The organism is Streptomyces turgidiscabies Car8 (genome assembly GCF_000331005.1).
In the GTDB taxonomy this organism is placed as follows: domain Bacteria; phylum Actinomycetota; class Actinomycetes; order Streptomycetales; family Streptomycetaceae; genus Streptomyces; species Streptomyces turgidiscabies.
Window position 1 is genome coordinate 1 of the sequence record NZ_AEJB01000652.1, and the last position, 25963, is coordinate 25963.

At 71.1% G+C, this 25963-nt stretch carries 24 protein-coding genes and 1 pseudogene; 9 read left to right on the forward strand and 16 right to left on the reverse strand.

What is annotated here, in order from left to right:
* Positions 1-89 precede the first annotated feature (89 nt).
* Positions 90-254: pseudogene (locus STRTUCAR8_RS55965) on the forward strand (tetrahydrofolate dehydrogenase/cyclohydrolase catalytic domain-containing protein); the annotation flags it as partial.
* Positions 255-324: 70 nt separating this feature from the next.
* Here the strand turns inward: STRTUCAR8_RS55965 and STRTUCAR8_RS45355 are convergent.
* Positions 325-2853: an ATP-dependent Clp protease ATP-binding subunit gene (locus STRTUCAR8_RS45355; protein WP_006383276.1), complete on the reverse strand. Its 2529-nt coding sequence runs from the start codon at positions 2851-2853 to the stop codon at positions 325-327.
* Between the two features lie 441 nt (positions 2854-3294).
* Here STRTUCAR8_RS45355 and STRTUCAR8_RS45360 point away from each other — a divergent pair, with 441 nt between their 5' ends.
* Positions 3295-3984, forward strand: a complete 690-nt coding sequence (locus tag STRTUCAR8_RS45360; protein WP_006383286.1) for an SCO3374 family protein — start codon at positions 3295-3297, stop codon at positions 3982-3984.
* On the opposite strand, the gene STRTUCAR8_RS45365 is transcribed toward STRTUCAR8_RS45360, so the two are convergent.
* The 10 genes from STRTUCAR8_RS45365 to STRTUCAR8_RS45410 all read right to left on the reverse strand — a co-directional run bounded on the left by STRTUCAR8_RS45365 (position 3963) and on the right by STRTUCAR8_RS45410 (position 12166).
* Positions 3963-4298 (reverse strand): histone-like nucleoid-structuring protein Lsr2, encoded by a 336-nt coding sequence (locus STRTUCAR8_RS45365; RefSeq protein WP_006383287.1) that lies wholly within the window; start codon positions 4296-4298, stop codon positions 3963-3965. The two genes, STRTUCAR8_RS45360 and STRTUCAR8_RS45365, sit on opposite strands and share 22 nt — an antisense overlap.
* 225 nt (positions 4299-4523) lie before the next feature.
* The gene (locus STRTUCAR8_RS45370) at positions 4524-5057 is read right to left on the reverse strand and encodes an amino-acid N-acetyltransferase (RefSeq protein WP_006383289.1); all 534 of its coding nucleotides are present in this window, start codon (positions 5055-5057) and stop codon (positions 4524-4526) included.
* 9 nt (positions 5058-5066) lie between these two features.
* Positions 5067-5507, reverse strand: a complete 441-nt coding sequence (locus STRTUCAR8_RS45375) for a BlaI/MecI/CopY family transcriptional regulator (protein ID WP_044474012.1) — start codon at positions 5505-5507, stop codon at positions 5067-5069.
* Between the two features lie 102 nt (positions 5508-5609).
* Complete coding sequence (locus STRTUCAR8_RS45380) at positions 5610-5792, reverse strand: hypothetical protein (protein WP_006383270.1); 183 nt, start codon at positions 5790-5792, stop codon at positions 5610-5612.
* A 73-nt stretch (positions 5793-5865) separates the two neighbouring features.
* Positions 5866-6507 carry a hypothetical protein gene (locus STRTUCAR8_RS45385; RefSeq protein ID WP_044474009.1) on the reverse strand — a complete coding sequence of 214 codons (642 nt, stop codon included), beginning with the start codon at positions 6505-6507 and terminating at the stop codon, positions 5866-5868.
* 117 nt (positions 6508-6624) lie between these two features.
* Positions 6625-7422 carry a type III pantothenate kinase gene (locus STRTUCAR8_RS45390; RefSeq protein ID WP_006383273.1) on the reverse strand — a complete coding sequence of 266 codons (798 nt, stop codon included), beginning with the start codon at positions 7420-7422 and terminating at the stop codon, positions 6625-6627.
* Between the two features lie 10 nt (positions 7423-7432).
* On the reverse strand, positions 7433-8419 hold the full coding sequence (gene nadC, locus STRTUCAR8_RS45395; protein WP_006383271.1) for a carboxylating nicotinate-nucleotide diphosphorylase: 987 nt from the start codon (positions 8417-8419) through the stop codon (positions 7433-7435).
* Between the two features lie 5 nt (positions 8420-8424).
* Positions 8425-10197: an L-aspartate oxidase gene (locus STRTUCAR8_RS45400; RefSeq protein ID WP_006383283.1), complete on the reverse strand. Its 1773-nt coding sequence runs from the start codon at positions 10195-10197 to the stop codon at positions 8425-8427.
* On the reverse strand, positions 10194-11216 hold the full coding sequence (gene panC, locus STRTUCAR8_RS45405; RefSeq protein WP_006383290.1) for a pantoate--beta-alanine ligase: 1023 nt from the start codon (positions 11214-11216) through the stop codon (positions 10194-10196). The genes STRTUCAR8_RS45400 and panC overlap by 4 nt, the downstream gene beginning before the upstream one ends.
* A complete protein-coding gene (locus STRTUCAR8_RS45410) occupies positions 11213-12166 on the reverse strand; it encodes a Rossmann-like and DUF2520 domain-containing protein (RefSeq protein WP_006383280.1) in 954 nt (317 codons plus the stop codon). Before STRTUCAR8_RS45410 ends, panC begins: the two co-directional genes overlap by 4 nt.
* Before the next feature lie 193 nt (positions 12167-12359).
* Between STRTUCAR8_RS45410 and STRTUCAR8_RS45415 the strand changes: the two genes are divergently transcribed.
* Both STRTUCAR8_RS45415 and STRTUCAR8_RS45420 read left to right on the forward strand, forming a co-directional pair.
* Positions 12360-13538: a threonine aldolase family protein gene (locus STRTUCAR8_RS45415; RefSeq protein WP_006383277.1), complete on the forward strand. Its 1179-nt coding sequence runs from the start codon at positions 12360-12362 to the stop codon at positions 13536-13538.
* Between the two features lie 60 nt (positions 13539-13598).
* Entirely contained in the window at positions 13599-14699 is a 1101-nt protein-coding gene (locus STRTUCAR8_RS45420) for a DUF5937 family protein (RefSeq protein ID WP_044474010.1), read from the forward strand.
* Here the strand turns inward: STRTUCAR8_RS45420 and STRTUCAR8_RS45425 are convergent.
* A complete protein-coding gene (locus STRTUCAR8_RS45425; protein ID WP_006383278.1) occupies positions 14692-15363 on the reverse strand; it encodes a response regulator transcription factor in 672 nt (223 codons plus the stop codon). The two genes, STRTUCAR8_RS45420 and STRTUCAR8_RS45425, sit on opposite strands and share 8 nt — an antisense overlap.
* A gap of 59 nt (positions 15364-15422) precedes the next feature.
* The gene (locus tag STRTUCAR8_RS45430) at positions 15423-16625 is read right to left on the reverse strand and encodes a sensor histidine kinase (protein ID WP_006383274.1); all 1203 of its coding nucleotides are present in this window, start codon (positions 16623-16625) and stop codon (positions 15423-15425) included.
* Positions 16626-16756: 131 nt separating this feature from the next.
* Between STRTUCAR8_RS45430 and STRTUCAR8_RS45435 the strand changes: the two genes are divergently transcribed.
* Complete coding sequence (locus STRTUCAR8_RS45435; RefSeq protein ID WP_006383272.1) at positions 16757-17770, forward strand: SAM-dependent methyltransferase; 1014 nt, start codon at positions 16757-16759, stop codon at positions 17768-17770.
* A gap of 40 nt (positions 17771-17810) precedes the next feature.
* On the opposite strand, the gene STRTUCAR8_RS45440 is transcribed toward STRTUCAR8_RS45435, so the two are convergent.
* Positions 17811-18980, reverse strand: a complete 1170-nt coding sequence (locus tag STRTUCAR8_RS45440; RefSeq protein ID WP_006383268.1) for an NADH-quinone oxidoreductase subunit D — start codon at positions 18978-18980, stop codon at positions 17811-17813.
* A 40-nt stretch (positions 18981-19020) separates the two neighbouring features.
* Between STRTUCAR8_RS45440 and STRTUCAR8_RS45445 the strand changes: the two genes are divergently transcribed.
* Both STRTUCAR8_RS45445 and STRTUCAR8_RS45450 read left to right on the forward strand, forming a co-directional pair.
* On the forward strand, positions 19021-19548 hold the full coding sequence (locus STRTUCAR8_RS45445; protein WP_006383281.1) for a PH domain-containing protein: 528 nt from the start codon (positions 19021-19023) through the stop codon (positions 19546-19548).
* The gene (locus STRTUCAR8_RS45450) at positions 19545-20882 is read left to right on the forward strand and encodes a PH domain-containing protein (RefSeq protein WP_006383284.1); all 1338 of its coding nucleotides are present in this window, start codon (positions 19545-19547) and stop codon (positions 20880-20882) included. Before STRTUCAR8_RS45445 ends, STRTUCAR8_RS45450 begins: the two co-directional genes overlap by 4 nt.
* 73 nt (positions 20883-20955) lie before the next feature.
* Here STRTUCAR8_RS45450 and STRTUCAR8_RS45455 read toward each other — a convergent pair whose 3' ends face one another.
* Both STRTUCAR8_RS45455 and STRTUCAR8_RS45460 read right to left on the reverse strand, forming a co-directional pair.
* A complete protein-coding gene (locus STRTUCAR8_RS45455; protein ID WP_006383288.1) occupies positions 20956-22329 on the reverse strand; it encodes a cell division protein ZapB in 1374 nt (457 codons plus the stop codon).
* Between the two features lie 123 nt (positions 22330-22452).
* Positions 22453-23574, reverse strand: a complete 1122-nt coding sequence (locus tag STRTUCAR8_RS45460; RefSeq protein ID WP_006383285.1) for an alpha/beta hydrolase — start codon at positions 23572-23574, stop codon at positions 22453-22455.
* 223 nt (positions 23575-23797) lie between these two features.
* On the opposite strand from STRTUCAR8_RS45460, the gene STRTUCAR8_RS45465 reads away from it, so the two are divergent.
* On the forward strand, positions 23798-25606 hold the full coding sequence (locus STRTUCAR8_RS45465; protein WP_044474011.1) for a phosphatidylglycerol lysyltransferase domain-containing protein: 1809 nt from the start codon (positions 23798-23800) through the stop codon (positions 25604-25606).
* 179 nt (positions 25607-25785) lie between these two features.
* Positions 25786-25963 (forward strand): dihydropteroate synthase (locus STRTUCAR8_RS45470; protein ID WP_006383267.1); only part of this gene is annotated, 178 nt, incomplete at its 3' end.

Here is a 25963-nt window from a genome sequence, read left to right on the forward strand (position 1 = left end):
GACGGCAACACCACCGTCGTGTTCTAGGAGTTCTGGGAGATGTAGTGACTGCACAGATTCTCGACGGCCGGGCCGTGTCGGCAGCTCTCCTGGAGCGGGTACGACGGGAGGTGTCCGAGTTCGTCGGCGAGCACGGGCGCGTTCCCGTCCTGGCAACCGTTCTGGTGGGCGACGACCCCGCGTCCCACACCTATGTCCGTATGAAGGCCAACCGCTCGGCCAAGGTCGGCATACAGTCCCGACGCATCGAACTGGACCCTCTCGTTCGAAACGGGACCTTCAGGGCGAGCCCTCAGACAGAGCCTGTGGACGCGCCCCGGAGGGTCACGCCTCCTTGCTCAGGTTCGGTCCGGCACCGCCGGCCGCCTGCTCGATCGGCGGGACGTCGGGCAGCGCCGACTTCTCCTCACCCCGGAAGGTGAAGGTCGCGGTCTCACCCTCGCCCTCCGTGTCGACGACCACGATGTGACCGGGGCGCAGCTCACCGAAGAGGATCTTCTCGGAGAGCGTGTCCTCGATCTCACGCTGGATCGTGCGACGCAGCGGGCGGGCGCCCATGACGGGGTCGTAACCCTTCTTGGACAGCAGCTCCTTGGCGGCCTGAGAGAGCTCGATGCCCATGTCCCGGTCCTTGAGGCGCTCGTCCACCTTGCCGACCATCAGGTCGACGATCTGGAGGATGTCGACCTGCGTGAGCTGCGGGAAGACGACGACGTCGTCGACGCGGTTGAGGAACTCGGGGCGGAAGTGCTGCTTGAGCTCGTCCGAGACCTTGTTCTTCATGCGCTCGTAGTTGGACTTCTTGTCACCGGAGGCCGCGAAGCCCAGGTTGAAGCCCTTCGAGATGTCCCGCGTGCCGAGGTTGGTCGTCATGATGATGACCGTGTTCTTGAAGTCCACGACCCGGCCCTGGGAGTCGGTCAGGCGACCGTCCTCCAGGATCTGCAGCAGCGAGTTGAAGATGTCCGGGTGGGCCTTCTCGACCTCGTCGAAGAGGACGACGGAGAACGGCTTGCGGCGGACCTTCTCGGTCAGCTGGCCGCCCTCTTCGTAACCCACGTATCCGGGCGGGGAACCGAAGAGACGCGACACCGTGTGCTTCTCGCTGAACTCCGACATGTCGAGGGAGATCAGCGCGTCCTCGTCACCGAAGAGGAACTCGGCCAGGGCCTTGCTCAGCTCGGTCTTACCGACACCGGACGGGCCGGCGAAGATGAACGAACCACCGGGACGCTTCGGGTCCTTCAGACCGGCACGCGTACGACGGATCGCCTTCGACAGCGCCTTGACGGCGTCGACCTGGCCGATGACCCGCTTGTGGAGCTCGTCCTCCATGCGCAGCAGGCGGCTCGACTCCTCCTCGGTCAGCTTGAAGACCGGGATGCCGGTGGCGGTCGCCAGGACCTCGGCGATGAGCTCGCCGTCGACCTCGGCGACGACGTCCATGTCGCCGGCCTTCCACTCCTTCTCCCGCTTGGCCTTCGCGGCGAGGAGCTGCTTCTCCTTGTCACGGAGAGAGGCGGCCTTCTCGAAGTCCTGCGAGTCGATCGCGGACTCCTTGTCGCGGCGCACGCCGGCGATCTTCTCGTCGAACTCGCGGAGGTCCGGCGGAGCGGTCATCCGGCGGATGCGCATCCGGGAACCGGCCTCGTCGATGAGGTCGATCGCCTTGTCGGGCAGGAACCGGTCCGAGATGTACCGGTCGGCGAGCGTCGCCGCCTGCACCAGGGCCTCGTCGGTGATCGAGACACGGTGATGCGCCTCGTACCGGTCGCGCAGGCCCTTGAGGATCTCGATCGTGTGGGGGAGGGAAGGCTCCGCCACCTGGATCGGCTGGAAGCGGCGCTCGAGGGCCGCGTCCTTCTCGAGGTGCTTGCGGTACTCGTCGAGCGTGGTCGCACCGATGGTCTGGAGCTCACCGCGGGCCAGCATCGGCTTGAGGATGGAGGCCGCGTCGATGGCGCCCTCGGCGGCACCCGCGCCGACGAGCGTGTGCAGCTCGTCGATGAACAGGATGATGTCGCCGCGGGTGCGGATCTCCTTGAGGACCTTCTTCAGGCGCTCCTCGAAGTCACCGCGGTACCGGGAGCCGGCGACCAGCGCGCCGAGGTCCAGGGTGTAGAGGTGCTTGTCCTTGAGGGTCTCGGGCACCTCGCCCTTGACGATGGCCTGGGCGAGACCCTCGACGACGGCGGTCTTGCCGACGCCGGGCTCACCGATGAGGACCGGGTTGTTCTTCGTACGGCGGGACAGCACCTGCATGACCCGCTCGATCTCCTTCTCGCGCCCGATGACCGGGTCGAGCTTGGATTCGCGGGCCGCCTGGGTGAGGTTCCGGCCGAACTGGTCGAGGACCAGGGACGTCGAGGGGGTGCCCTCGGCAGGACCGCCACTGGCGCCGGCGGTCTCCTTGCCCTGGTAGCCGGAGAGCAGCTGGATGACCTGCTGCCGCACCCGGTTGAGGTCTGCGCCCAGCTTGACGAGGACCTGGGCGGCGACGCCCTCGCCCTCGCGGATCAGGCCGAGCAGGATGTGTTCCGTGCCGATGTAGTTGTGGCCCAGCTGAAGGGCCTCGCGGAGCGACAGCTCCAGGACCTTCTTGGCACGGGGGGTGAAGGGGATGTGCCCGGACGGGGCCTGCTGGCCCTGCCCGATGATCTCCTCCACCTGCTGGCGGACCGCCTCGAGCGAAATCCCGAGGCTCTCCAGGGCCTTAGCGGCGACACCCTCACCCTCGTGGATCAGGCCCAGGAGGATGTGCTCGGTGCCGATGTAGTTGTGGTTGAGCATCCGGGCTTCTTCCTGAGCCAGGACGACAACCCGCCGCGCGCGGTCGGTGAACCTCTCGAACATCGTTAATCGCTCCTCAGAGCGGTCAGGCAGTAAGGGGACGCTCCCCTCCCTGTCCTTCCGCAGCTTAGTCCCGCAAGCGGGGACCGCTCATTCCAACTGCCGACACCGGACCGAGAACCAACACAGCCTCCTGACCCCGTACGCCGACATATGCTCCAACCCGATCGTGCGAGACGATGTTCCCGCAGGCCAGGCAGTTACCCTCACTATCAGTACGCCGATGGCGAACGTGAGACGGCCTTTTCTGCGCGTCGCCCCCTCCCACTAGGGATGTCTTACCCGTACGGACTGACACTCCATGCCGGATGCACGGGTTCCCTCCGCTACGGGCGAACAACCTTGCGCCGCCGAACTGCTCTGCACACCCCCGGAATCGCCACTCTGTGCGCCCGCAGGGACACCCAGCGTAACTCGCGGCCTCTCCTGGCGGTTGGCTTTGGCATGGCGCCCTCGGTTCCTCTTCCTCGTCGCCCTCTTGATACGGACGACACCCCCGGTGATCTCACGCGCGGCGTCAGCAGTGACGACACGAGTGATGTCCGGTGTTGGTACGAGAACGAACTGGGGTGGGCGACAGTGCCCGGTTCCGGCTCTGCCGGGTTTCCGTTGCTGCTCGTCGTGGGCCCGTGCTTCGACGTGCTGGACGTGCCGGCGGAAGCGGGCTTCGCGGCGCTGCGCCACCGGGGGCAGACGCGGGCGCCGGTCTCCCCGGTGGCCCTGCGAGGGGAGCGGATGCTGCTGTTGGTGGCCCCGGGCAGCGCGGACGAGTTGCCGGGGCTGCTGGAGTGGCTGGAGTGGGGCGGGCTCACGCCGGAGCTGAGGGCGATCGGCGCGGGCGGCCGTATCGAGGCGCCCCGGCCGCCCGGACTTCCCACGCCGCCCGGCCTGCCCGCACTTCCGGGGCTCGCCGAAACGGGCGATTCCCCGGGCCCTGCAAATCCGCAGGGGGCCGCTGTCTGGCTGCGGCCCCCTGAATCAGGACGCGGGAGCAGAATCCCGCTGCCGACGATGTCGGCCCTGGGGGGCGTCGGAGGCGCCCCCGATCTCGTACGGCTGGTGGACACGCTGGCGACGCAATGCCATCGCGTCCGACTGCGGCGCGCGTGCGCTCAGCCGTTGGCCTTCTCGTAAGCCTCACGAATGGACGCGGGAACACGGCCACGGTCATTGACCTCGTAACCGTTCTCCTTCGCCCAAGCACGGATCTGCGCGGTGTCCTGGCTGCCGCCGGTGGCGACGCGCACCTTTCCACGCCCACCCGAAGCACGGCCTCCGGTACGACGGCCGCCCTTGACGTAGGCATCGAGGAGACCGCGAAGCTTGTCGGCATTGGCGGTCGTGAGGTCGATCTCGTACGTCTTGCCGTCCAACGCGAACGTCACGGTCTCGTCGGCCTCGCCGCCGTCGAGGTCGTCGACAAGAAGGACCTGAACCTTCTGTGCCACCGGATTTCCTTTCATCGATAACTCGGGAGCCGGCCTGCGGCATGCGCCGCCGATTCGCGTCCCCTGTTATATGCAGTACTGCAGTACATCGGAAAGCAAACCGCTTTTGCGTGAAAAACACAAACCCCTGGGAGAGACCGACCGTCCCGCCATGGACCGGAAACGTGCGCGTTTCGGACATAGGGAACCCGGGCAGGGCGGCTCACAGAATTGCCCGATGCCCGATCACAGATGCAGAAGCATCCGGCTGTTGCCCAAGGTGTTCGGTTTCACTCGTTCGAGACCGAGGAACTCCGCGACACCCTCGTCATAGGAACGCATCAGCTCGGCGTAGACATCGGTGTCCACCGGTGTCTCACCGATCTCCACGAAGCCGTGCTTCCCGAAGAAGTCCACTTCAAAGGTCAGACAGAAAACGCGACGAACACCGAGCCAGCGGGCGGTCTGCAGCAACTTCTCCAGCAACTGATGCCCGACACCGGAACCTCTGAGGTCGGGGTTCACGGCAAGAGTGCGGACTTCGGCAAGGTCTTCCCACATGACGTGGAGTGCGCCGCAGCCCACGACCTCACCGTTGTCGTCGCGTTCCGCGACCCAGAACTCCTGGATGTCCTCGTAAAGTGTCACCGTCGCTTTGTCGAGCAGGATACGGCCACGGACGAACGAGTCAAGGAGTCCGCGTACGGCCTGGACATCGCTGGTCCTGGCCCGCCGGACGGTGATGGCTTTCGCGGTGACTTCGGGACGGTTCGCTGACATGAGCGGACGCTATCGCCCGGTGGGGTCCTGGACCGAGGCGGGGTTCTCGTAGGCGGTATGTTCCGCGGCTTCCGCCTGTTGCGTCTGTTCCGGCTGTTCGGGCTGTCGGGGCTGTTCGACCTGTTCCGGCCCTTCGACGATGCGAACGGCATCCCTGAGGGCGAGCCGCTGTTCTTCGCTCATCATGCCGAAGAAGGCGACGAGAGCGGCGGCGGGGTTGTCACTCTGTGACCACGCGTCGTTCATCAGCGCGGCCGCGTAGGCGGCACGGGTGGAGACCGCCTCATATCGATAGGCCCGGCCTTCCGCCTCGCGACGGACCCAGCCCTTCTGATGGAGATTGTCCAAAACGGTCATCACCGTGGTGTAGGCGATGGACCGTTCCTGCCGAAGGTCTTCCAGGACTTCTCGAACGGTGACCGGGCGGTTCCACTTCCACACCCGCGTCATGACCGCGTCTTCGAGTTCTCCCAATGGGCGAGGCACAACTCAGCACACTAGTGGGAGAAACGGTGAATAGCGCGAAGGACGTGCGCTTTCACGGTCGAACACCTACGAAACGGGGCGATCCTGTCCGGCCTGCCGGGTCTGCTCGGCGCGGGCCAGGGTGGCGTCGACGACGGCGTCCTCCTTGGCCTTGTTGGCACCGCCCTGACTCTTCACCATCGTCACGATCACAGCGATGAAGAGCACGGCCATCACTACGGGGGGCACGAGCGCGGAGACGTAGTCCATGGGGACCAGAGTAGCCAGGGCCGACGAAAGGCCCGGGCGGGGGGCCCGGGCCTTTCGGTGATCGCAGTTCTGTTCAGCCCGCCGCGAGTTGCTGCGGGGGATTCGCGGGCGGTGTCGGCTTGCGGCGCGGGAAGACCTCGCCCGGGGTGGGGACGGGACGGGCGGGCCTGGGGGCGTCGGGCGAGGGTCGCGGCGCCGGTGCGGGCCGTTCCTGGGGCTGCTTCTCCGTGGGCCTCTCGCCGGGCTTCCTGGTGGGCTCCTGGGCGGCGAGACCGCCGGGCAGGGCCAGGAGGCGGGTACGGGAGGCGGGCACCGTGGGCGTGACCGGCGCGCGGCCGGCCGTCCTCGCGCCCAGCCTGGCCCGTACGTCCCGCTCCGCGTGCCGCATACAGCGGTCCAGGAGAGCGGCGGCGACCGGGTTCCCCCGCAGGGCGCGGAGGGCGGCGAGGTCGTCCGGGTCCGGTCGGTACCCGGCGCCCAGCGCCTCCTCCAGGAGCGTGAGGAAGCCTGCGGCGGTTCCGGGCAGGGCGGCGCGGTAGCGGGCGAGGTCGGCCACGAGGAAGGCCCGCAGCCTGATCCCCTCGTGCGCCGCCTCGTCGACGGACTCGGCGAGCCTGAGACAGTCCTGGACGTCCTCTGCGGAGGCGGGGCCGGGGTGGAGGGCGAGGGCGAGGGCGCGACGGAGCACACGCAGCTCCTCCGCACCGAACGCCATGCCGCCGCGAGATCCGAATGGCGTGGGCATGCGGCGACGATACGCGCTAATCAGACAAATTCGACATCGGAGAGAGCGTGTGGCGCCAGGAGCCACCCAGGTGGCGGTGCCACGCGGTCACATACGGGACACGTTCCGCTCGTAGACCAGCCGCAGCCCGATCAGCGTCAGCCACGGTTCGTGCTCGTCGATCACCGACGCCTCGCCGAGGACCATCGGCGCCAGGCCGCCCGTGGCGATCACCGTGACGTCGTCCGGATCTTCGGCCAGCTCCTTCGCCATCCGCGTCACCACACCGTCGACCTGACCGGCGAACCCGTAGATGATGCCCGCCTGCATCGCCTCGACCGTGTTCTTGCCGATGACAGCCCGGGGCCGCGCCACCTCGATCTTCCGGAGCTGCGCCCCACGCACCCCGAGCGCCTCGACCGAGATCTCGATGCCGGGCGCGATCACCCCGCCGACGTACTCCCCGCGCGCGGACACCGCGTCGAACGTGGTCGCCGTACCGAAGTCGACGACGATCGCGGGGCCCCCGTAGAGCTCGACGGCGGCGACCGCGTTGATGATGCGGTCGGCGCCGACCTCCTTGGGGTTGTCGGTGAGGATCGGTACGCCCGTCTTCACGCCGGGTTCGACCAGCACCGCCGGCACATCGCCGTAGTACCGCCGCGTCACCTCGCGCAGCTCGTGCAGCACCGACGGCACGGTCGCGCAGATGGCGATGCCGTCGATGCCGTCGCCCAGTTCGTCCCCGAGGAGCGGGTGCATGCCCATGAGGCCCTGGAGGAGGACCGCCAGTTCGTCGGCCGTGCGGCGCGCGTCCGTGGAGATGCGCCAGTGTTCGACGATCTCGTCGCCGTCGAAGAGCCCGAGGACGGTGTGCGTGTTTCCTACGTCGATGGTCAGCAGCATGGCCGTGTACCTACTCCGCCGCTCGCAGGTCGAGACCGATGTCGAGGATCGGCGAGGAGTGGGTGAGGGCGCCGACCGCCAGGTAGTCGACGCCGGTGTCGGCGTATTCCTTGGCGTTCTTCAGGATGAGCCGGCCGGAGACCTCCAGCACGGCGCGGCCATCGACGAGCGAGACGGCCTCGTCGCACTCGCCGGGGGTGAAGTTGTCCAGGAGGATCAGGTCGGCGCCCGCGTCGACGACCTCGCGCAGCTGGTGCAGTGTGTCGACCTCGACCTCGATCGGCACGTCCGGGAAGGCGTCCCGTACGGCCTTGAAGGCCTGGGCGACGCCGCCGGCGGCCACCACGTGGTTGTCCTTGACGAGCGCCGCGTCCGACAGGGACATGCGGTGGTTGACGCCGCCGCCGCAGCGGACCGCGTACTTCTCCAGGGAACGAAGGCCGGGAGTCGTCTTGCGGGTGTCGCGGACCCGCGCCTTGGTGCCCTCCAGGACGTCCGCCCACGCGCGCGTGGCGGTCGCGATGCCGGACAGGCGGCACAGGAGGTTGAGGGCGCTGCGCTCGGCCGTCAGGAGGTCACGGGTGCGGGTCGTGACGCTGAGCAGCTTCTGACCGGCCTCGACGCGGTCGCCGTCCTCGACGTGCCGCTCGACCTCGAACTCGTCGGTGCAGACGACGGAGACGACCGCCTCGGCGATCCGCAGGCCGGCGACGACGCCTCCCTCGCGGGCGGTGAAGTCGGCGGTGGCGCGGGCCTCCTCGGGGATGGTCGCGACGGTCGTCACGTCCACGCCGCCGTCGAGGTCCTCCTGGATGGCGACGTTGGCGATGTCCTCGACCTCAAGGGGGTCGAGGCCGGCGTCGGCGAGGAGGGCGGCGAGCGCGGGGTCGAGGCCGCACTCCAGGTAGACGTCGTCTGCCATGTCGGAGGCAGCGCCACAGGCGCAGCCGTCGCCGCAGCCGCCGCTCTGGGCGAGGGGAAGGTCGGGGGTGCTCACTTCTGTCACTGCTCCTGGGGACGGTGCTCCGGCTGATGATGCCGGGTCGGGGGGAAGTCTGCGGTGTCGGTGGTGTGTACGGCCAGCGTCCGGTCGGGATTCAGCCGTACGACGATGTGGCGGTGCCAGGTCGTGTCGTCGCGCTCGGCGTGGTCCTCGCGCCAGTGGCAGCCGCGGGTCTCCTCGCGGAGCCGGGCGGCGGTGACCAGGACGCGGGCCACGCACAGGAGGTTGGTGGACTCCCAGGTGTCGACGCCGGGCTCGGCGGTCTTGCCGTTCTCGTCGAGGGCGTCCCGGGCGTCCGCGTGCAGCTGCTGGAGCGCCGCCGCGGCGGTGTCCAGGGAGGCGGCGGAGCGCAGTACTCCGGCGCCCTCGGTCATGGCGCGCTGGATCGCGAAGCGGGCCTCGGGCGCGAGCAGCGGGTGCGCGGGCTTCTCGGGGTGCGGGACGGGGACGGGGACGGGCACGCGCGCGTGGAGGGCGTTTCCGGCGTGGGCCCCGGTGATGTCGGCGACGATGCGCTCGGCGTAGACCAGGCCCTCCAGGAGGGAGTTGGAGGCGAGCCGGTTGGCGCCGTGGACGCCGGTACAGGCGACCTCTCCGCACGCGTACAGGCCGGGGACGGTCGTGCGGCCCCGGGAGTCGGTGCGGACGCCGCCGGAGGCGTAGTGGGCGGCCGGGGCGACCGGGACGGGTTCGGTGACCGGGTCGATGCCGTGGGCGCGGCAGGAGGCGAGGATCGTCGGGAAGCGGTTCTCCCACATGTGGGCGCCGAAGTGCCGGGCGTCGAGGGACATGTGTTCGGCGCCCTGTTCCTGCATGCGCCGCATGATGCCCTTGGCGACGATGTCCCGGGGCGCGAGTTCGCCGAGTTCGTGCTGGCCGGTCATGAAGCGCACACCGTCGGCGTCGACGAGATGGGCGCCCTCACCGCGTACCGCCTCGGAGACGAGCGGCTGCTGGCCCTCGGCGTCGGCCCCCAGGAAGAGCACCGTGGGGTGGAACTGGACGAACTCCAGGTCGCTGACCTCGGCGCCCGCGCGCAGGGCGAGGGCGACGCCGTCGCCGGTCGACACGGACGGGTTGGTGGTCGCCGAGAAGACCTGGCCCATGCCGCCGGTGGCGAGGACCACGGCGGGCGCGTGGACGGCCCCCACGCCGTCGTGCTGGCCCTCTCCCATGACGTGCAGGGTCACGCCCGCCGTACTGCCGTCGGCGTCCGTCAGGAGGTCCAGGACGAGCGCGTTCTCGACCGTGCGCATGCCCCGCGCGCGGACCGCCTCGACGAGCGCGCGGGAGATCTCCGCGCCGGTCGCGTCGCCGCCCGCGTGCGCTATCCGGCGGCGGTGGTGGCCGCCCTCGCGGGTCAGTTCCAGTCCTCCTTCGGAGGACTCGTCGAAGTGGGCGCCGGTCTCGATGAGCCGTCGTACCGCGTCGGGGCCCTCCGTGACGAGGATCCGTACGGCCTCCTCGTCGCACAGGCCCGCGCCGGCCACCAGGGTGTCGTCCAGGTGCTGCTCGGGGGTGTCGCCCTCCCCGAGGGCCGCCGCGATGCCGCCCTGGGCCCAGCGGGTGGAGCCGTCGTCGAGGCGGGCCTTGGTGACGACGACGGTCCGCAGACCGGCCGCGTCGCAGCGCAGGGCCGCGGTGAGCCCGGCGACACCGGAGCCGACGACCACGACGTCCGCGGTCAGGGCCCAGCCGGGGGCGGGGGCGTGCAGCCGTATACCGGTGGTGGTGCCGGCGCGTTGACCGACAGTGGGGCCTGTGGTGCTCACGAGGCGGCTCCGGGGGTTCCGAAATGGAGAGGGATGTTGTCGATCAGCCGGGTCGTCCCGACCTTGGCTGCGACGGCGAGGACGGCTTCGCCCGTGAAGTCGTCCGGGATCTCGGTGAAGTCGGCGGGGTCGACCAGGGCGAGGTAGTCGAGGACCAGCGGGGGCCGCAGCCGGGCCGCGTCGTCCAGCAGGAGGCGGGCGGCGGCCCGGACGGCGGCGGGGCCGCCGCCGGGGACCTTCGCGACGGCGTGCGCGTCGGCGGCGGCGCGGGATTCGCCGATCGCGCTGAGGGCCTGGGCACGCGCGCGCGTGGCGGGCACTTCGCGGGCCCGCGCGCGCAGCGCCTCCTGGGCTGCGTGCCGGTCACTGCCGGCGAACAGGGCCTGGGAGAGCGAGAGCGCCGTACGCCGTTCCTCCGGGGACAGGTAGCGGTTGCGGCTGGACAGGGCCAGGCCGTCGGCCTCGCGGACGGTCGGGACGCCGACGATCTCCACGCCGAAGTTCAGGTCGCGGACCATCCGGCGGATCATCGCGAGCTGCTGGGCGTCCTTCTGCCCGAAGAAGGCCACGTCGGGCCGGGTGAGGTGGAGCAGCTTGCCGACGACGGTGAGTACGCCGTCGAAGTGCCCGGGGCGGGTGGCGCCTTCCAGCCGCTCTCCCATGGGGCCCGCGGTGATGCGGACCTGGGGTTCGCCGCCGGGGTAGACCTCGTCCGCGGAGGGGGCGAACACGGCGTCCGCGCCCGCCTGTTCGGCGAGTTCGACGTCGGCGTCGAGGGTGCGCGGGTAGCGGTCGAGATCCTCGCCCTTGCCGAACTGGAGGGGGTTCACGAAGACGGTGACGGTCACGAAGCCCTTGGGGCCGACGTGTTCGCGGGCGGCCCGGATCAGGGTGGCGTGGCCTTCGTGGAGGGCGCCCATGGTCATGACGACGGCGTTGTGCCCCGGCACGCCGATGTGGCCGTGGGCGTCGGCCAGGCCGTCGGTGTCGGACAGGATCCCCCAGAAACGGCCGCTCATCGGTCTCCCCCGTCGCTGTCGGTGCTGTCGGGGTTCGCGGGCGGGTTGGTGCTTCCCGCGAGTACCCCGAGGAGGTCCTCGGCCAGTTCCGGCTTGAGCAGGCCGTGTGCGAGGGCGCGGTCGGCGGTCGCGCGGGCCATCGCCAGATAGGCGGGGACGCTCTGCGGGGAGTGCTTGCGCAGCTCCGCGACATGCGCGGCGACGGTGCCCGCGTCCCCGCGCGCGACGGGCCCGGTGAGCGCCGCGTCCCCGGAGCGCAGCGCGTTGTCGAGGGCAGCGCCCAGCAGCGGGCCGAGCATCCGGTCGGGGGCGTCGACGCCGGCCGCGCGCAGCAGCTCCATGGACTCGGCGACCAGGGTCACCAGGTGGTTCGCGCCCAGGGCGAGAGCCGCGTGGTAGAGCGGGCGGCTCTCCTCGGCGATCCACTCGGGCTCGCCGCCCATCTCGATGACGAGGGCTTCGGCGGCCAGCCGCAGCTCGGGCCGCGCGGTGACCCCGAAGGAACACCCGGCGAGCCGCTGGACGTCCACGGGGGTGCCGGTGAAGGTCATGGCGGGGTGGAGGGCCAGGGGCAGCGCGCCGGCCCGCAGGGCGGGATCCAGGACCTTCGCGCCGTACCGCCCGGAGGTGTGCACGAGCAGCTGTCCCGGGCGTACGGCGCCGGTCTCGGCGAGTCCCTCCACGAGGCCGGGCAGGGCGTCGTCGGGGACGGTCAGCAGGACCAGGTCGGCGTGCTCCATGACCTGGGCGGGCGACACGACGGGCACGTCCGGGAGCAGTTGCGCGGCTCTGCGGACGGAGGCGTCGGAGACCGCGGAGACGGCCACCGGGCGGTGGCCGGCGAGTTGCAGGGACGCGGCCAGCGCGGGGCCCACGCGTCCGGCGCCGATCACGCCGACGGTGAGCCGGGCGGGGCGGTCCCTGGGGTCTGCCTGTTGGAATGTACTCACTCGACGACGGCCTTCCCGTTCCAGTCCGCTCGGGGTACCGGACGATGTACCGGACGATTTCTCGTCATGTTAACGCGATTGGTCCGAGGGGCGTCCGGTTGTCCACAGGCTGTGGGCATCCGGGCGCCGTCCGTGCGCGGTCGCGCGGAAATCCACGTGACCGTCCGATCCCGCGCGCGGGATGATCCCGGGCATGAGCGATACGGCGGGCGAGGGCGGGATACCGGGCGAGGACCCCGGCGAGAACCACGGCAAGGACGCACAGCGGCTGCGGCGCCGGGCGGCGCTGCGGGGCGCCGAACGGGTCCTGGCGCGCCCGGGGTTCCTGGGGACGATCGGGCAGCGGCTGGCACTGCTCGACGAGGCGCGGGAGTCGTACGACCTGGACGAGCCGTCCGACATCTACGGCGGCGGGATCGTGGAGACCCTGGAGGAGCGGGTCGCCGGACTGCTCGGCAAGGAGGCCGCCGCGTTCTTCCCGACCGGCACGATGGCCCAGCAGGTGGCCCTGCGCTGCTGGGCGGGCCGCACCGGCGACCCGGCAGTCGCCCTGCACGCGCTGGCCCACCCGGAAGTGCACGAGCGGAACGCGTTCAGCACGGTCAGCGGACTGCGCCCGCTCCGGGTGACGAGCGAGCCGAGGATGCCGACGGCCGCCGAGGTGCGCGACTTCGACGAGCCCTTCGGGACGCTGATGCTGGAACTGCCCCTCAGGGACGCCGGTTTCGTGCTGCCCACCTGGGAGGAGCTGTCAGAGGTGGTGGCGGCGGCCCGGGAACGTGACGCGGTGGTGCACTTCGACGGGGCCCGGCTGTGGGAGTCCACCCCCCACTTCGGTCGCCCTTTGGACGAGATCGCGGGCCTCGCGGACAGCGTCTACGTGTCCCTCTACAAGTCCCTCGACGCTTACGGCGGTGCCGTCCTGGCAGGTCCGCGGACCCTCGTCGAGGAGGCGAAGGCCTGGCGGCACCGGTACGGCGGCGCGGTCTTCCAGCAGTTCCCCACGGTCCTGTCCGCTCTCGTCGGCCTGGACCGCGAGCTGCCCCGTCTCCCGGAGTACGTGGCCCACGCGCGCGTGGTCGCCGCCGCGCTGCGGGAGGGCTTCGCGGCGGCCGGGGTGCCGTGGTCGCGCGTCCACCCCGAGGTGCCGCACACGAACGAGTTCCAGGTCTGGCTGCCGTACGACCGCGAGGTCGTCGCGGAGGCCGCGATCCGGCAGGGCGAGGAGACGAGAACCCTTCTGTTCGCGAACGAGTGGGCCCGCGGCGGCCCGGGCCTCGCGGTCACGGAGGTGTTCGTCCGTGCCACCGGCCTGGAGTGGACGGCGCAGGACGTGAAGGCGGCGGTGACGGAGTTCGTGGCGCGTCTGTAGAACAGCGACCCGTGGGGTCTTCGCGGGGGCGTTGTCAGTGGCGGGGTGCACCATGTGGGCATGAGCGTGAGCATCGACGTGTGCGGGCTGGGGCGGGAGCGGATCACCGTCGTGCCCTCCCCGCTGGCCGAGCTCGGCATGGCCCTGCACGCGCTGACCGAACCGGGGCACCATCCCCGGCTGCAGGGCTGGGCGACGGGGGTGACCGCCGGGCTCGACCCGCATCTGGCCGACCGGATGTGCGAGGCCGACTTCCTGTGGCGCTCCACGTTCTCGGACCTGTTCCTGCCGTACGCCGGTCTGGGCGCGGGCACGCTCCCCGGCGGCATGCTCGGCGCGGAACTCGACCAGCTGGACCGGTTGACGGACGAACAGTTCGTGGACGCCTGCCTGGAGTTCACCTGCGCGCTGCCGTACGACGAGCAGGGCGCCGGAGCGCTCACCGACCCCGGGGCGCGCCGGCGGGCCCTGGATCTGGCGGTCTCACGGGGTCCTCGCCAGCTCCGGTTCACCAGGCGCCTGCTGGACGACCCGCCCCGGATCCGCACATGGCTGCGACAGTTGCTGGTGGACTGCGAGGAGGCGTTCTTCGCCGAGACCTGGTCCCGGCTTCAGCCACAGCTCCTGGCGGACGCCCGCCACAAGACGGACCTCCTGCACCACAAGGGCCTGTCGGAGGCGCTGGCGTCGGTGTCGTCGGCGGTCACGCTCGACGAGGCGGCGGGCCGGATCACCGTCGACAAACTGGGCAACGGCCACACGACGGCGGCGGGCAGTCTCCTGCTCGTCCCGACGAGCCTGGGCTGGCCCCATCTGATGGTCCTGCACCGGTTCGGCTGGCAGCCCGTCCTGCACTATCCGGCGGGCTCACCCGAGCTGGCCGCCCCGCCCTCGGTCGAGCAGCTGGGCCTGCGTCTGACCGCGCTGTCCCACCCGGTGCGGATGCGGCTGTGCCGGCAACTGGCCCGCAGCTCGTTCACGACGACGGAGCTGGCCCAGACGCACAACATGACGGCACCCGAGATATCCCGGCATCTCGCCGTCCTCAGAAAGGCGGGCCTGACCACCACGCGACGCCGCGGCCGGTACGTCCTGCATCAGCTGGACGTGACGATGGTGGCCCGGCTGGGCAGCGACTTCCTGGAGGGCATCCTCAGGTAGCGCCGCCGGCCCGCACGAGCCCCGTCTCGTAGGCGAGGACGACGACCTGCACCCGGTCCCGCAGCCCCAGCTTGGTCAGGATGCGGCCCACGTGGGTCTTCACGGTCGCCTCCGACAGCACCAGCCGGGCCGCGATCTCACCGTTCGACAGGCCCTGGGCGACCAGGATCATGACCTCGCGCTCACGGCCGGTGAGCCGTTCCAGCTCCTTGTACTGCGGCTCTTTGCCGGTGCTCGGCAGCATGGGTGCGAAGCGGTCGAGGAGCCGCCGGGTCGTCGAGGGGGCCACGACCGCGTCGCCGCTGTGCACGGAGCGGATGGCGGTGAGGAGTTCGCCGGGCGGCACGTCCTTGAGCATGAAGCCGGAGGCGCCCGCCTTCAGCCCGGAGAAGGCGTACTCGTCGAGGTCGAAGGTGGTCAGGATCAGCACCTTGGGCGGGTTGTCGCCCTGGCAGATGCGCCGGGTGGTCTCCACCCCGTCGAGCTTCGGCATGCGTACGTCCATCAGCACCACGTCGACCTCGGTCTCCCGCAGCACCTGGAGAGCCTCCACGCCGTCGCCCGCCTCCGCCACGACCTCCATGTCCGGCTGGGCGTCGAGCACCATCCGGAACCCGGTGCGCAGCAGCACCTGGTCGTCGACGAGCATCACACGGATGTGCATGGCGGGGTCCTCCGGTCGGTACGTCTCGAACATCAATGCGTCGATCGAACGTGCACGTGTCAATGAGCGGGTTTGAGCGGCAACAGGGCGCTGATGCGAAAGCCGCCGCCCGGGCGCGGACCCGCGTCCAGGGTGCCGCCCACCATGCCGACCCGTTCCCGCATACCGATCAGCCCGTGTCCCTGTCCGTCGACGCCGCCCTCCTCGTAGTGCTCGTGCGGCGCGCCCTTGCCGTCGTCCTCGACGAGCAGGCCGAGGCCGTCGTCGAAGTAGACCAGACGCACGCTCGCTCCGGTGTTCGGGCCGCCGTGCTTGCGGGTGTTGGTGAGCGCCTCCTGCACGATGCGGTACGCCGTCAGCTCCACGCCGCTGGGCAGCGGGCGCGGGTTGCCCTCGACCTTGTAGTCGACGGGCAGGCCCGACGTACGGCACTGCTCGATCAGCTCGTCGAGCTGCTCGACGTCGGGCTGCGGAACGTACTCGCAGCCCTCCTGGTGCTCGCCGGTGCGCAGGACGCCGAGCAGTCGGCGCATCTCGGCGAGGGCCTGGCGGCCGGTCCCGGAGATGGTCTCCAGGGCCTTCTTCGCCTGTTCGGGGGCGGTGTCGAGGACGTAGGCGGCGCCGTCGGCCTGGACCACCATCACGGAGACGTTGTGCGCGACGACGTCGTGCAGCTCGCGGGCGATCCGGGCGCGCTCGGCGGCGACGGCGACCTTGGCCTGCGCCTCGCGCTCCTTCTCCAGGCGGGCGGCCCGCTCCTCCAGCTGGGCGAAGTAGGCGCGGCGGGTGCGCAACGAGTCGCCGAGCACCCAGGCGAGGGCGAAGGGAACGGCCAGGAAGACCATCAGGGCGAGATTGCCCGCCGTGCTCGTCTGGTGCTCCGGCCAGCGCAGCGTGGCCAGCGGGGACGCGCACAGACCGCCGATCAGCGCGAACCGTGAGGCCCACCGGGGTCCGCACACCGCCACGGTGTAGACGATCACCAGCAGGGCGAAGTCCGCGGGCTGGATCTGGACGTTCAGGGCCAGCTGCGCCACCCCGACCGCGGCGGCCAGCACGAGCATCCGCTCGGGCATACGCCGGCGCAGGGCGATCACCAGGCACAGCAGGAAGGTCAGAACGCCGGTCGCCGCCGGGGACCCGGCACCCGGAGTGTCGTTCTGGACGGCTCCGCTCAGCATGGAGATCCCGAACAGGAAGACGGCCCAGAAGCCGTCGACCCATGTCGGGTGTCTGCGGAGGAAGTCATAGACGCGTTGCACGTAACCCAGCGTAGGGATGCGTTGTGCGTGCCGGGGTCAACCGGAGGGTCGATCCGCAACGCCCCGGCGTACTCCGCAAGGTGGAGACCCTCTCCCCTGGGTGGCGGGGGCCAGGGCCCTAGCCTGACCCCGTGGCAGGAGAGACAGCGGGCGCGGCGGCGGGCGGTACAACGGGCGAGTGGCGTGGCTGGCGGGCGGCGACACAGGAGGCGCTCTACGGCGAACACGGGTTCTACCGCAGGCCGGAGGGGCCCGCCGGGCACTTCCGTACGTCCGTCCACGCGTCGCCGCTCTTCGCCGGTGCGGTGGCGCGGCTGCTGTGCCGGGTCGACGAGGCGCTGGGCCGCCCGGCGTCGCTCGGCTTCGTCGACATGGGCGCGGGCCGGGGCGAACTCGTGACCGGTGTCCTCGCGGCCCTGCCCCCGGAAGTGGCCGCCCGCGCGCGCGGGTACGCCGTCGAGCTGGCCGACCGGCCCGCGGACCTCGATCACCGTATCGAGTGGCTCACCGAGCCCCCCTTGGGCCTCACCGGCCTGCTGTTCGCCAACGAGTGGCTGGACAACGTCCCCGTGGAGGTGGCGGAGGTCGGCCCCGAGGGCGTGGCGCGCCGGGTTCTCGTACGGCGGGACGGGGCCGAGCGGCTCGGGGAGCCGGTCGCGGGCGCGGACTCGGAGTGGCTGGCGCGGTGGTGGCCGTTGGCGCCGGAGCCGGGGCTGCGGGCCGAGATCGGGCTCCCCAGGGACACCGCCTGGGCCGCCGCCGGAGCGACCGTCGAGCGGGGGCTCGCCGTCGCCGTCGACTACGCGCACACGGCCGGCGCCCGGCCGCCCTTCGGGACGCTCACCGGATTCCGGGCCGGACGCGAGAGCGCGCCCGTGCCGGACGGCTCGTGCGACCTGACCGCCCATGTGGCGCTGGACGCCTGCGCGGGGCCGGGAGCACGCCTGCTGACCCAGCGGGAGGCCCTGCACGCCCTCGGAGTGGCCGGCGGGCGCCCCGCGCTGTCCCTGGCCTCCACGGACCCCGCCGCGTACGTGCGGGCCCTGGCGGGCGCCGGAGAGGCCGCCGAACTGACGGCGACGGGCGGCCTCGGGGACTTCGGGTGGCTGGTGGAGCCGAGGGGAATCGCCGACCCGCTCCTCTGAGGACCCTCCGTCGCGACCACGGCCTGCCGGGAACCCGGAGCTACTTGTCGATGTCCCCGACCACGAAGAACAGCGACCCCAGGATCGCCACCATGTCCGCGACCAGCGTCCCGGGCAGCAGTACCGCCAGCGCCTGGATGTTGTTGTAGGAGGCCGAGCGCAGCTTCAGCCGGTGCGGGGTCTTCTCGCCCTTGCTGACGAGGTAGTAGCCGTTGATGCCGAGGGGGTTCTCGGTCCACGCGTACGTGTGCCCCTCGGGCGCCTTCAGGACCTTCGGCAGCCGCTGGTTGATCGGGCCGGGCGGCAGTTCGGCGAGGCGGTCGAGGCAGGCGTCGGCCAGGTCGAGCGCGTTGTAGGTCTGCTCCAGGAGGCACTCGAAGCGGGCGAGACAGTCGCCCTCCTGCCGGGTGACGACCTTCAGGGTGTCCTGGAGCTCCCCGTAGGCCAGATACGGCTCGTCCCGGCGCAGGTCGAAGTCGACGCCCGAGGCGCGCGCGATCGGCCCGCTCACGCCGTACGCGTGCACGGCCTCCGGCGGGAGCACGCCCACGCCGCGCGTGCGGCCCCGGAAGATGTCGTTGCCCAGCACCAGGTCGTCGAACCGGTCCATGCGCGAGCGCACCGACGAGACGGCCGCACGCGCGCGGGTGGCCCACCCCAGGGGCAGGTCCTCCTTGAGGCCCCCCACGCGGTTGAACATGTAGTGCATGCGCCCGCCGGAGACCTCCTCCATGACGTGCTGGAGTTCCTCGCGTTCCGTGAAGGCGTAGAAGATCGGGGTGATCCCGCCCAGCTCCAGCGGGTACGAGCCCAGGAACATCAGGTGGTTCAGCACCCGGTTCAGCTCCGCGAGCAGTGTGCGCGTCCACACCGCGCGCGTGGGGACCTCCATGCCGAGCATCCGCTCCACGGCGAGGACCACGCCCAGCTCGTTGGAGAACGCCGACAGCCAGTCGTGCCGGTTGGCCAGCATGATGATCTGACGGTAGTCACGTGCCTCGAAGAGCTTCTCCGCGCCGCGGTGCATGTAGCCGATCACCGGCTCCGCGTGCTGGATCCGCTCGCCGTCAAGCACGAGCCGCAAGCGCAGCACGCCGTGTGTGGACGGGTGCTGGGGCCCGATGTTGAGCACCATGTCGGTGCTCTCCGCGGCGCCGCCGATACCGACTGTGGTTTCCCTGGGCTCCGTGTGCCCAGCGGACTCCGTCATGGGACTCATGGACACAGTCTGTCGTACGTACGCTTGCGGAATGGAGACGGGGAGCCCGGAGACCGCGGGCGAAACGCGAGGCGAACCGCACGACAGGCAGCAGGACGAGCCGGTGTGGAGGGCGCTGCCGAGGGACCTGCTGCGGATGCGCCGGCTGCTGCTGGTGGTCTGGCTGGTGCCGCTGACGCTCGGTGCCGGGCTGCTGCCCGGCCTGCTCGCCGGGCCCGCCTGGGGGGCCTTCGCGCTGCTGCCGCTCGGCCTGCTGCTGTGGGGCTGGCGGATGCTGGGCCGCAACTGGGCCTCCTGGCGGTACGCCGAGCGCGCCGACGACCTGCTGATCAGCAAGGGCGTGCTGTGGCGCGAGGAGACGATCGTGCCGTACGGGCGGATGCAGCTGGTCGAGGTGACGTCCGGGCCCGTCGCACGGCACTTCGGGCTGGCCGGCGTGCAGCTGCACACGGCCGCCGCCGCGAGCGACGCGCTCATCCCCGGCCTCGAACCGGCCGAGGCGGAACGGCTGCGGGACCGGCTCACCGAGCTCGGCCAGGCCCGATCGGCGGGGCTGTGACGACCCCCGACGCCGAGACGGACGTACCCACGGAAGCCGGCAGACCGCCGGTCGTCGAGCAGCGGCTGCATCCCGTCACCCCGCTCCGGCGCGCGTGGGCGCCGGTCGCCGTGCTCATCGGGTGGGCCGTGCACGACCCCGACCAGGCGCAGCGGCAGCTGACCCGTCTGACGACCACGACGCTGTTGCTCGGCCTCGCCGTGTGCCTGGTCGGCGGCGCCCTGTACGGCTTTCTGACCTGGTGGTTCACCCACTTCGCGGTGACCGACAACGAACTGCGCATCCGTACCGGCCTGTTGTTCCGGCGCACCGCGCACATCCGGCTCGAACGCATCCAGGCCGTCGACATCACCCAGCCGCTGCTGGCCCGGATAGCGGGCGTCGCCAAGCTCAAGCTGGACGTGGTGGGGACGGACAAGAAGGACGAGCTGGCGTATCTGGGTGAGGGGCACGCGCGTGCTCTGCGGGCCGAACTCCTCGCCCGCGCGGCCGGGTTCGCGCCCGAGACCGCGCACGAGGTGGGCGAGGCTCCGGCCCGGCAGCTGCTGCACGTCCCCGCGCGCGTGCTCGCCGTCTCCCTGGTGCTGACCGGCGCGACCTGGGGCGCGCTGGCCGCCGCACTGGTCGTACCGCCGTTCCTCTGGTTTCTCACCCACAGCCTGTGGACAGTGCTCGCGACCGGTGTCCCGCTGCTCGGCGCGGCGGGCGCGAGCAGCGTGGGGCGGTTCATCAACGAGTACGACTGGACGGTCGGCGAGTCCCCGGACGGGCTGCGCATCGACCACGGCCTCCTGGACCGCACCCATGAGACGGTGCCGCCCGGGCGCGTGCAGACCGTACGGATCGTGGAGCCGCTGATGTGGCGGCGGCGCGGCTGGGTCCGGGTGGAGCTGGATGTGGCGGGTTCGTCGAACTCGGTGCTGGTGCCGGTGGCTCCGCGCGAGATCGCGGAGACGGTGATAGGCCAGGTGCTGCCCGGGGTGACGGTGCCCGCCGCGCTGTCGCGACCGCCGCGCCGGGCGGGCTGGTGCCTGCCGTTCTGGTGGCGTGGCTACGGCATCGCCGTGACCGACAGCGTCTTCGTCTCCCGGCACGGACTGCTACGCCGCAGCCTGTCCCTGGTGCCGCACGCCAAGGTCCAGAGCGTACGGCTGGAGCAGGGGCCCTGGGCGCGCTTCAAGGGCCTCGCGGACGTCCATGTGGACACGGGGGCCAACAAGACCGTCACAGCCGGTCTACGGGACGCCCAGGAGGCCGCGGAGCTGCTGCGCGGGCAGGCGGAGCGGTCACGGACGGGACGGCGGGACGCGCTGCCGGACCGGTGGATGGCGTAACAGGCGCGGAAGAGCGGCAAAGAGCAACGAAGAGCAGCAGAGACGGAAGCGGGCGGCCGGTGGTGACCGGCCGTCAGGAAACCGCGCTGCGCAGCCCCTGCAGATCGATCTGTTCGGTCTCGTCGTGAGCCGTCAGGTCGATCACCTGACCGATGCCGACCCCGCGCGAGGTCTCGTCCGCGGGCTTGAACCGGCCCTCGGACTCCGCCTTGTGCAGGGCGAGCGCCTCCTGCCCGACGACATCGGCGAGGTCCTCGTTCTGCACGGCCTCCAGCGCGGCCGAAGCCGTCTCCTTCTGCGTACCGAAGAAGTCGAACCCGCCCTCGGCGGTCGGCCTGCGCACGGGCGCGCTGGTCGGTACGACGGCCACGGCGGTCGGCACGGTGAAGTGCCCGGCACCGAGCAGGGGCTTGGCGGGCTTCGTCTCGGCGGGGGTGGAGGCGGCGCGCGAATGCCCGCGGGCCGCCTCGGGCTTCCCCTTCGCCTCGTCCTCCCGTACGGCCTCCGCCTCGGCGACGGCGGGGCCGTCGGAGACCACGGCGGGCCCTGAGACCTCCGCGGAGGTCTTCGCGGACGTCTGCGCGGACGCCTTCGCGGCTGCCAGGGCCGGCTCGGTCTTCACCGGCGCCTCACCGTCGAACCTGGCCAGCGCCGCCCGTGCCCGCAGGAACAGCGACGAACCCTCCGGCGAGAAGATCGCCGGCGCCGCCGGGCCCTCCCCGGACGCCGAGGACTCGGCGTCGTCGGAGTCGTCCGGGGAGTGCGCGCCGACCGCGCCCAGCGCCGCCGACACCCCGGCCGCCGCCGCGTCCAGCGCCGCGGCGTCCGAGTCCACCGCGTCGTCGCCGTCCAGCACGTCCGCCGAATCGCCCGACCCGGACCCGGCCGCGAGCGCCCGCGCCGAACCCTTGGCCGCAGCCGCCTTCACCTCGACGTCCGTGTCCACACCGGTGTCGATGTCGGTGTCGCCGTCCACGTCCTGATCCGAGACCGCGGCCTCCAGCTCCAGCAGCCGCCTGCCCTCCAGCGCGCTGGCCCGCTCGGTCTCCGCCGTGGCGTACCGCCGCAGCAGCGCCGCGTGCTCGTTGCGCAGGCCCTGGAGTTCGGCCCGCTTCGCGCGCAGCTTCTGCTCCAGCTTGACGCGCAGCTCGCGGGACTCCTCCAGGTCGGTCTCCAGTTCGGCGACGCGCTCCTCGTGGCGCCAGTCGTCGCCGGCACGCGCGCGCGTGAGGTCCGCGACCTGTTTGCCCGCCTCGCCGTCCCAGCGGCGCATGACGGCCGCACCCACGACCGTGATCGCCGCGGCGAACGCGGCGACCACCCGGAGGACGCCGGTATCCGTGAACACCCATGGCCCCAGGGCGCAGACGAGCGAGACGCCCGCGATCGCCGCTGGAGGCAGCAGCCGGTGCAGAGGTGGTGAATGGCGGTGACGTCCACGTGGCATGGCCAGAAACTTACCGCGCGTAGGCGAATCTTGGTGCCCCGCCCGGTAAAAACACAGCAGTCCTGAACCCTTCACAGCCCTTGGGGCGCCTCGGATCGGCGCCCTCGCGGCCCGCGCCGGACGTCAGCGCTCGGTCAGCCGCTGACTCAGCCACTCCAGCGAACCGGGGATCTCCCGCCGCCAGGTGTTGAAGTTGTGGCCGCCGCTCTCCAGGACGATCGTCGAGATCCTCGTCGGGGCCTTCGTCTTGACCAGGTCCACGAACCGCATCGTCGGGCCGTAGTTGGCCTCTCCGTGCCTGCTGGTGGTGACCAGCAGGGAGACGTCCGGCGCCGGCCTGTGCTTGATGTACCACTCAAGGTCCGCCTCGCGCTTCAGCTGCTTGTCACCCTGGAAGAGGTCTCCCGTGGTGGCGTCGATCGGCGCCTTGTAGGACGGCGACAGACCCACCGCCGCCGTGTACACGCGCGGGTGGTGCATCGCGAGCTTCAGCGCGCAGTAGCCGCCCGTCGAGTCGCCGATGATGCCCCAGCCACCGGGCCTCGGCCCCACCCGGTAGTGCCCGGCGACGGCCGCGGGCAGGTCCCGGGCGAAGAACGTCTCCGTCTGCGGCCCGCCCGGCACGTCCACGCACTCGGTGTCCCGGGGCGGCGCCACGGTCGGCCGCAGCATCACCAGGATCATCGGCTGCGCCCTGCCCTTCCTCGCCAACTCGTGCGCGGTGTCCGGGAAGTCGAGCTTCGTGACGAGGGACTTGGCGGTCCCCGGATAGCCGGTGAGTACGACGACCACGGGGAAGGTGCGCTTCGCGAACTGCGGCTGGAAGTACTCCGGCGGCAGATAGACGTACGCCGGAGAGGTGATGCCCGTCTTCTTGCCGGCGATGCCGATCTTCTGGATCTGGCCGCCGACCCTGGGCAGATGACCGCCCGGCACGCTCACCGACTGGGTGGACAGCACCTGGAAGCCGCCGTGCGGCCCGGTGCTCTGGTCGACGACCACGCCCTGGTCGGTCTCCTTGCCCAGGAGGTCGTCCCAGGAGGCGTAAAAACCGAAACTCTGGTTGACGGCGAGACCGACCGAGGCGAACACCGCGACCTGGGTGGCCAGCAGCAGAAGCGTCCGGCCGCCGACCGCCCGCCAGTCGCGGCGCGCCAGCCGGGCCCAGAACACTATTGTGCCGATGAACAGCAGGGCGGCGGCCAGGATCGCCAGCGCCAGCACTGCCTTGCTCGTGAGACCCATGACTGCAGTTGCCCGCTCTCTCGGCCGACGGCGCCCCGCTTCCTTCACTGCGGCTTGCCCCGGGCTTTGGATGTCCTTTGACACGGCTTTCCGCGGAAGAGTGAACCTCTTCCCCTGAGACACCGTCCTAGAGGGCGCAATGTCGCCGGATGCCGGATTGGCTCCGGATTCCAGGTCTCTCGCAGAACTACGGGATGCGATGTCTGTCAGGATAGATGGGGAAATGTCGGGCGAGGTTCCGGGACGATCACATCGAGTGCGGCGCGTACTGCGCGGTCCGCGTCCCGAGGCCGTCCCCGCCGTCGTCGCCCGGGCCTGTGCGCTCGTGGGCCTGGTCGACATCGCCGCGGGAGTCTTCCCGCGCTTCAGGCACAGCCGGATGCACACCTTCGCCGAGGTGCTGCCCGGCGCGCTCGGCCCGTTCGCCGCCGCGCTCTCGCTCAGCACCGGCGTTCTCCTGCTGCTGCTCGCGCACGGCCTCAGGCGCCGCAAGCGCCGGGCCTGGCGCGCCGCCGTGGCCCTGCTGCCGGCCGGCGCCGTGGCCCAGTTCGCCTACCGGCACTCGATCGTCGGGCTCGTCATCTCCGTACTCCTGCTGGTGATGCTGCTGCGCCACCGCACCGAGTTCGCGGCGCTGCCCGACCCGCGCAGCCGCTGGCGCGCACTCACCAACTTCGTACTGATGAGCGCCGGTTCACTCGCGCTCGGGCTGGTCATAGTGAGCGCCCACGGCGACCGCATGTACGGCGACCCGAGCCTCGCGGACCGCATCACCCACGTCCTGTACGGCATGTTCGGCTTCGAGGGTCCCGTCGACTACGACGGACCCACCTCCTGGACCGTCGGCTACTCGCTCGGCGCCCTGGGTCTGCTGACCGCCATCACGACGATCTACCTCGCCTTCCGCCCCGAACACCCGGCCGCCAACCTGACCCCGGAGGACGAGGACCGGCTGCGCGCCCTGCTCGACAAGCACGGCCGCCGCGACTCCCTCGGCCACTTCGCGCTGCGCCGCGACAAGGCGGTCGTCTTCTCCCCCAGCGGCAAGGCCGCCGTCACCTACCGGGTGGTGTCCGGCGTGATGCTCGCCAGCGGCGACCCGATCGGCGACGTGGAGGCCTGGCCGGGCGCCATCGAACGCTTCATGGACGAGGCAAAGGCCCACTCCTGGACCCCCGCCGTCATGGGCTGCTCCGAGACCGGCGGCGAGGTCTGGACCCGCGAGACCGGCCTCGACGCCCTCGAACTGGGCGACGAGGCGGTGGTGGACGTCGCGGATTTCTCCCTCTCCGGGCGCGCGATGCGCAACGTGCGCCAGATGGTCAAGCGCATCGAACGCGCGGGCTACGAAACCCGGGTACGGCGCATCCGTGACCTCGGGGAGAACGAGCTGGAGCGCATCCGGCTCGCCGCGGAGGCCTGGCGCGGCACCGACACCGAGCGCGGCTTCTCCATGGCGCTGGGCCGTATCGGCGACCCGGACGACGGCGACTGTCTCATCGCCACCGCCCACAAGGCCGACGACCAGCCCGGCCCGTACGGCGACCTGAAGGCGATCCTGCACTTCGTGCCCTGGGGCACCGACGGCGTCTCCCTGGACCTGATGCGGCGCGACCGCGCGGCCGACCCCGGCATGAACGAACTGCTCATCGTGGCCGCCCTGGAGGCCGCCCCCCGCCTGGGCGTCGCCCGTGTCTCGCTCAACTTCGCCATGTTCCGCTCGGCACTCGCCCGGGGCGAGAAGATCGGCGCAGGACCGGTCCTGCGCGCGTGGCGCGGCCTGCTGGTGTTCCTGTCCCGCTGGTTCCAGATCGAGTCCCTGTACAAGTTCAACGCCAAGTTCCGCCCCCGCTGGGAACCGCGCTTCGTGGTCTACCGCACCTCCAGCGACCTCCCCCGCATCGGCCTCGCCGCCATGCAGGCAGAGGGCTTCGTCACCCTGGCCCTCCCCCGCATCCTCGGCCGCCGCACCAGGACCCCCCGCCCATGCGCCCACGCGACAACAGAAAGAAGCACGGTGCGCGCGGTGTGAGGCGATGAGACTGTTTCCCGCCCGAGGGCGAGACTGCTTCCCAACCGAGCCGACGCTGTCTTTCGACCGAGCCGATCGACGGAGCGAGACGGGCGGGTGGGCGGGAAACAAAAGGCCCGAGCCACAACGCACCCGCACTGACAGAATCCGCCCCACCGCCGGGGGCCTACGCTGAACGCATGAACAACCACAGCGGACGCGGCCGGGTCACCGGCCTCCCGGCCTGGGACCGCTGTGCGGTCATGGGCGTCGTGAACGTGACCCCGGACTCCTTCTCCGACGGGGGCCGCTGGTTCGACACGACCAACGCCGTCAAGCACGGCCTCGACCTGGTCACCGAGGGCGCCGACCTGGTGG

Coding starts and splice junctions, on each gene's coding strand:
- STRTUCAR8_RS45445 (WP_006383281.1), top strand. CDS start 19,021: ATGGAGACGGGGAGCCCGGAGACCGCGGGCGAAACGCGAGGCGAACCG.
- STRTUCAR8_RS45420 (WP_044474010.1), top strand. CDS start 13,599: ATGAGCGTGAGCATCGACGTGTGCGGGCTGGGGCGGGAGCGGATCACC.
- STRTUCAR8_RS45380 (WP_006383270.1), bottom strand. CDS start 5,792: ATGGACTACGTCTCCGCGCTCGTGCCCCCCGTAGTGATGGCCGTGCTC.
- STRTUCAR8_RS45465 (WP_044474011.1), top strand. CDS start 23,798: ATGTCGGGCGAGGTTCCGGGACGATCACATCGAGTGCGGCGCGTACTG.
- STRTUCAR8_RS45390 (WP_006383273.1), bottom strand. CDS start 7,422: ATGCTGCTGACCATCGACGTAGGAAACACGCACACCGTCCTCGGGCTC.
- STRTUCAR8_RS45375 (WP_044474012.1), bottom strand. CDS start 5,507: ATGACGCGGGTGTGGAAGTGGAACCGCCCGGTCACCGTTCGAGAAGTC.
- STRTUCAR8_RS45385 (WP_044474009.1), bottom strand. CDS start 6,507: ATGGCGTTCGGTGCGGAGGAGCTGCGTGTGCTCCGTCGCGCCCTCGCC.
- STRTUCAR8_RS45355 (WP_006383276.1), bottom strand. CDS start 2,853: ATGTTCGAGAGGTTCACCGACCGCGCGCGGCGGGTTGTCGTCCTGGCT.
- STRTUCAR8_RS45370 (WP_006383289.1), bottom strand. CDS start 5,057: ATGTCAGCGAACCGTCCCGAAGTCACCGCGAAAGCCATCACCGTCCGG.
- STRTUCAR8_RS45425 (WP_006383278.1), bottom strand. CDS start 15,363: ATGCACATCCGTGTGATGCTCGTCGACGACCAGGTGCTGCTGCGCACC.
- panC (WP_006383290.1), bottom strand. CDS start 11,216: ATGAGCGGCCGTTTCTGGGGGATCCTGTCCGACACCGACGGCCTGGCC.
- STRTUCAR8_RS45455 (WP_006383288.1), bottom strand. CDS start 22,329: ATGCCACGTGGACGTCACCGCCATTCACCACCTCTGCACCGGCTGCTG.
- STRTUCAR8_RS45460 (WP_006383285.1), bottom strand. CDS start 23,574: ATGGGTCTCACGAGCAAGGCAGTGCTGGCGCTGGCGATCCTGGCCGCC.
- STRTUCAR8_RS45440 (WP_006383268.1), bottom strand. CDS start 18,980: ATGACGGAGTCCGCTGGGCACACGGAGCCCAGGGAAACCACAGTCGGT.
- STRTUCAR8_RS45415 (WP_006383277.1), top strand. CDS start 12,360: ATGAGCGATACGGCGGGCGAGGGCGGGATACCGGGCGAGGACCCCGGC.
- STRTUCAR8_RS45360 (WP_006383286.1), top strand. CDS start 3,295: ATGGCGCCCTCGGTTCCTCTTCCTCGTCGCCCTCTTGATACGGACGAC.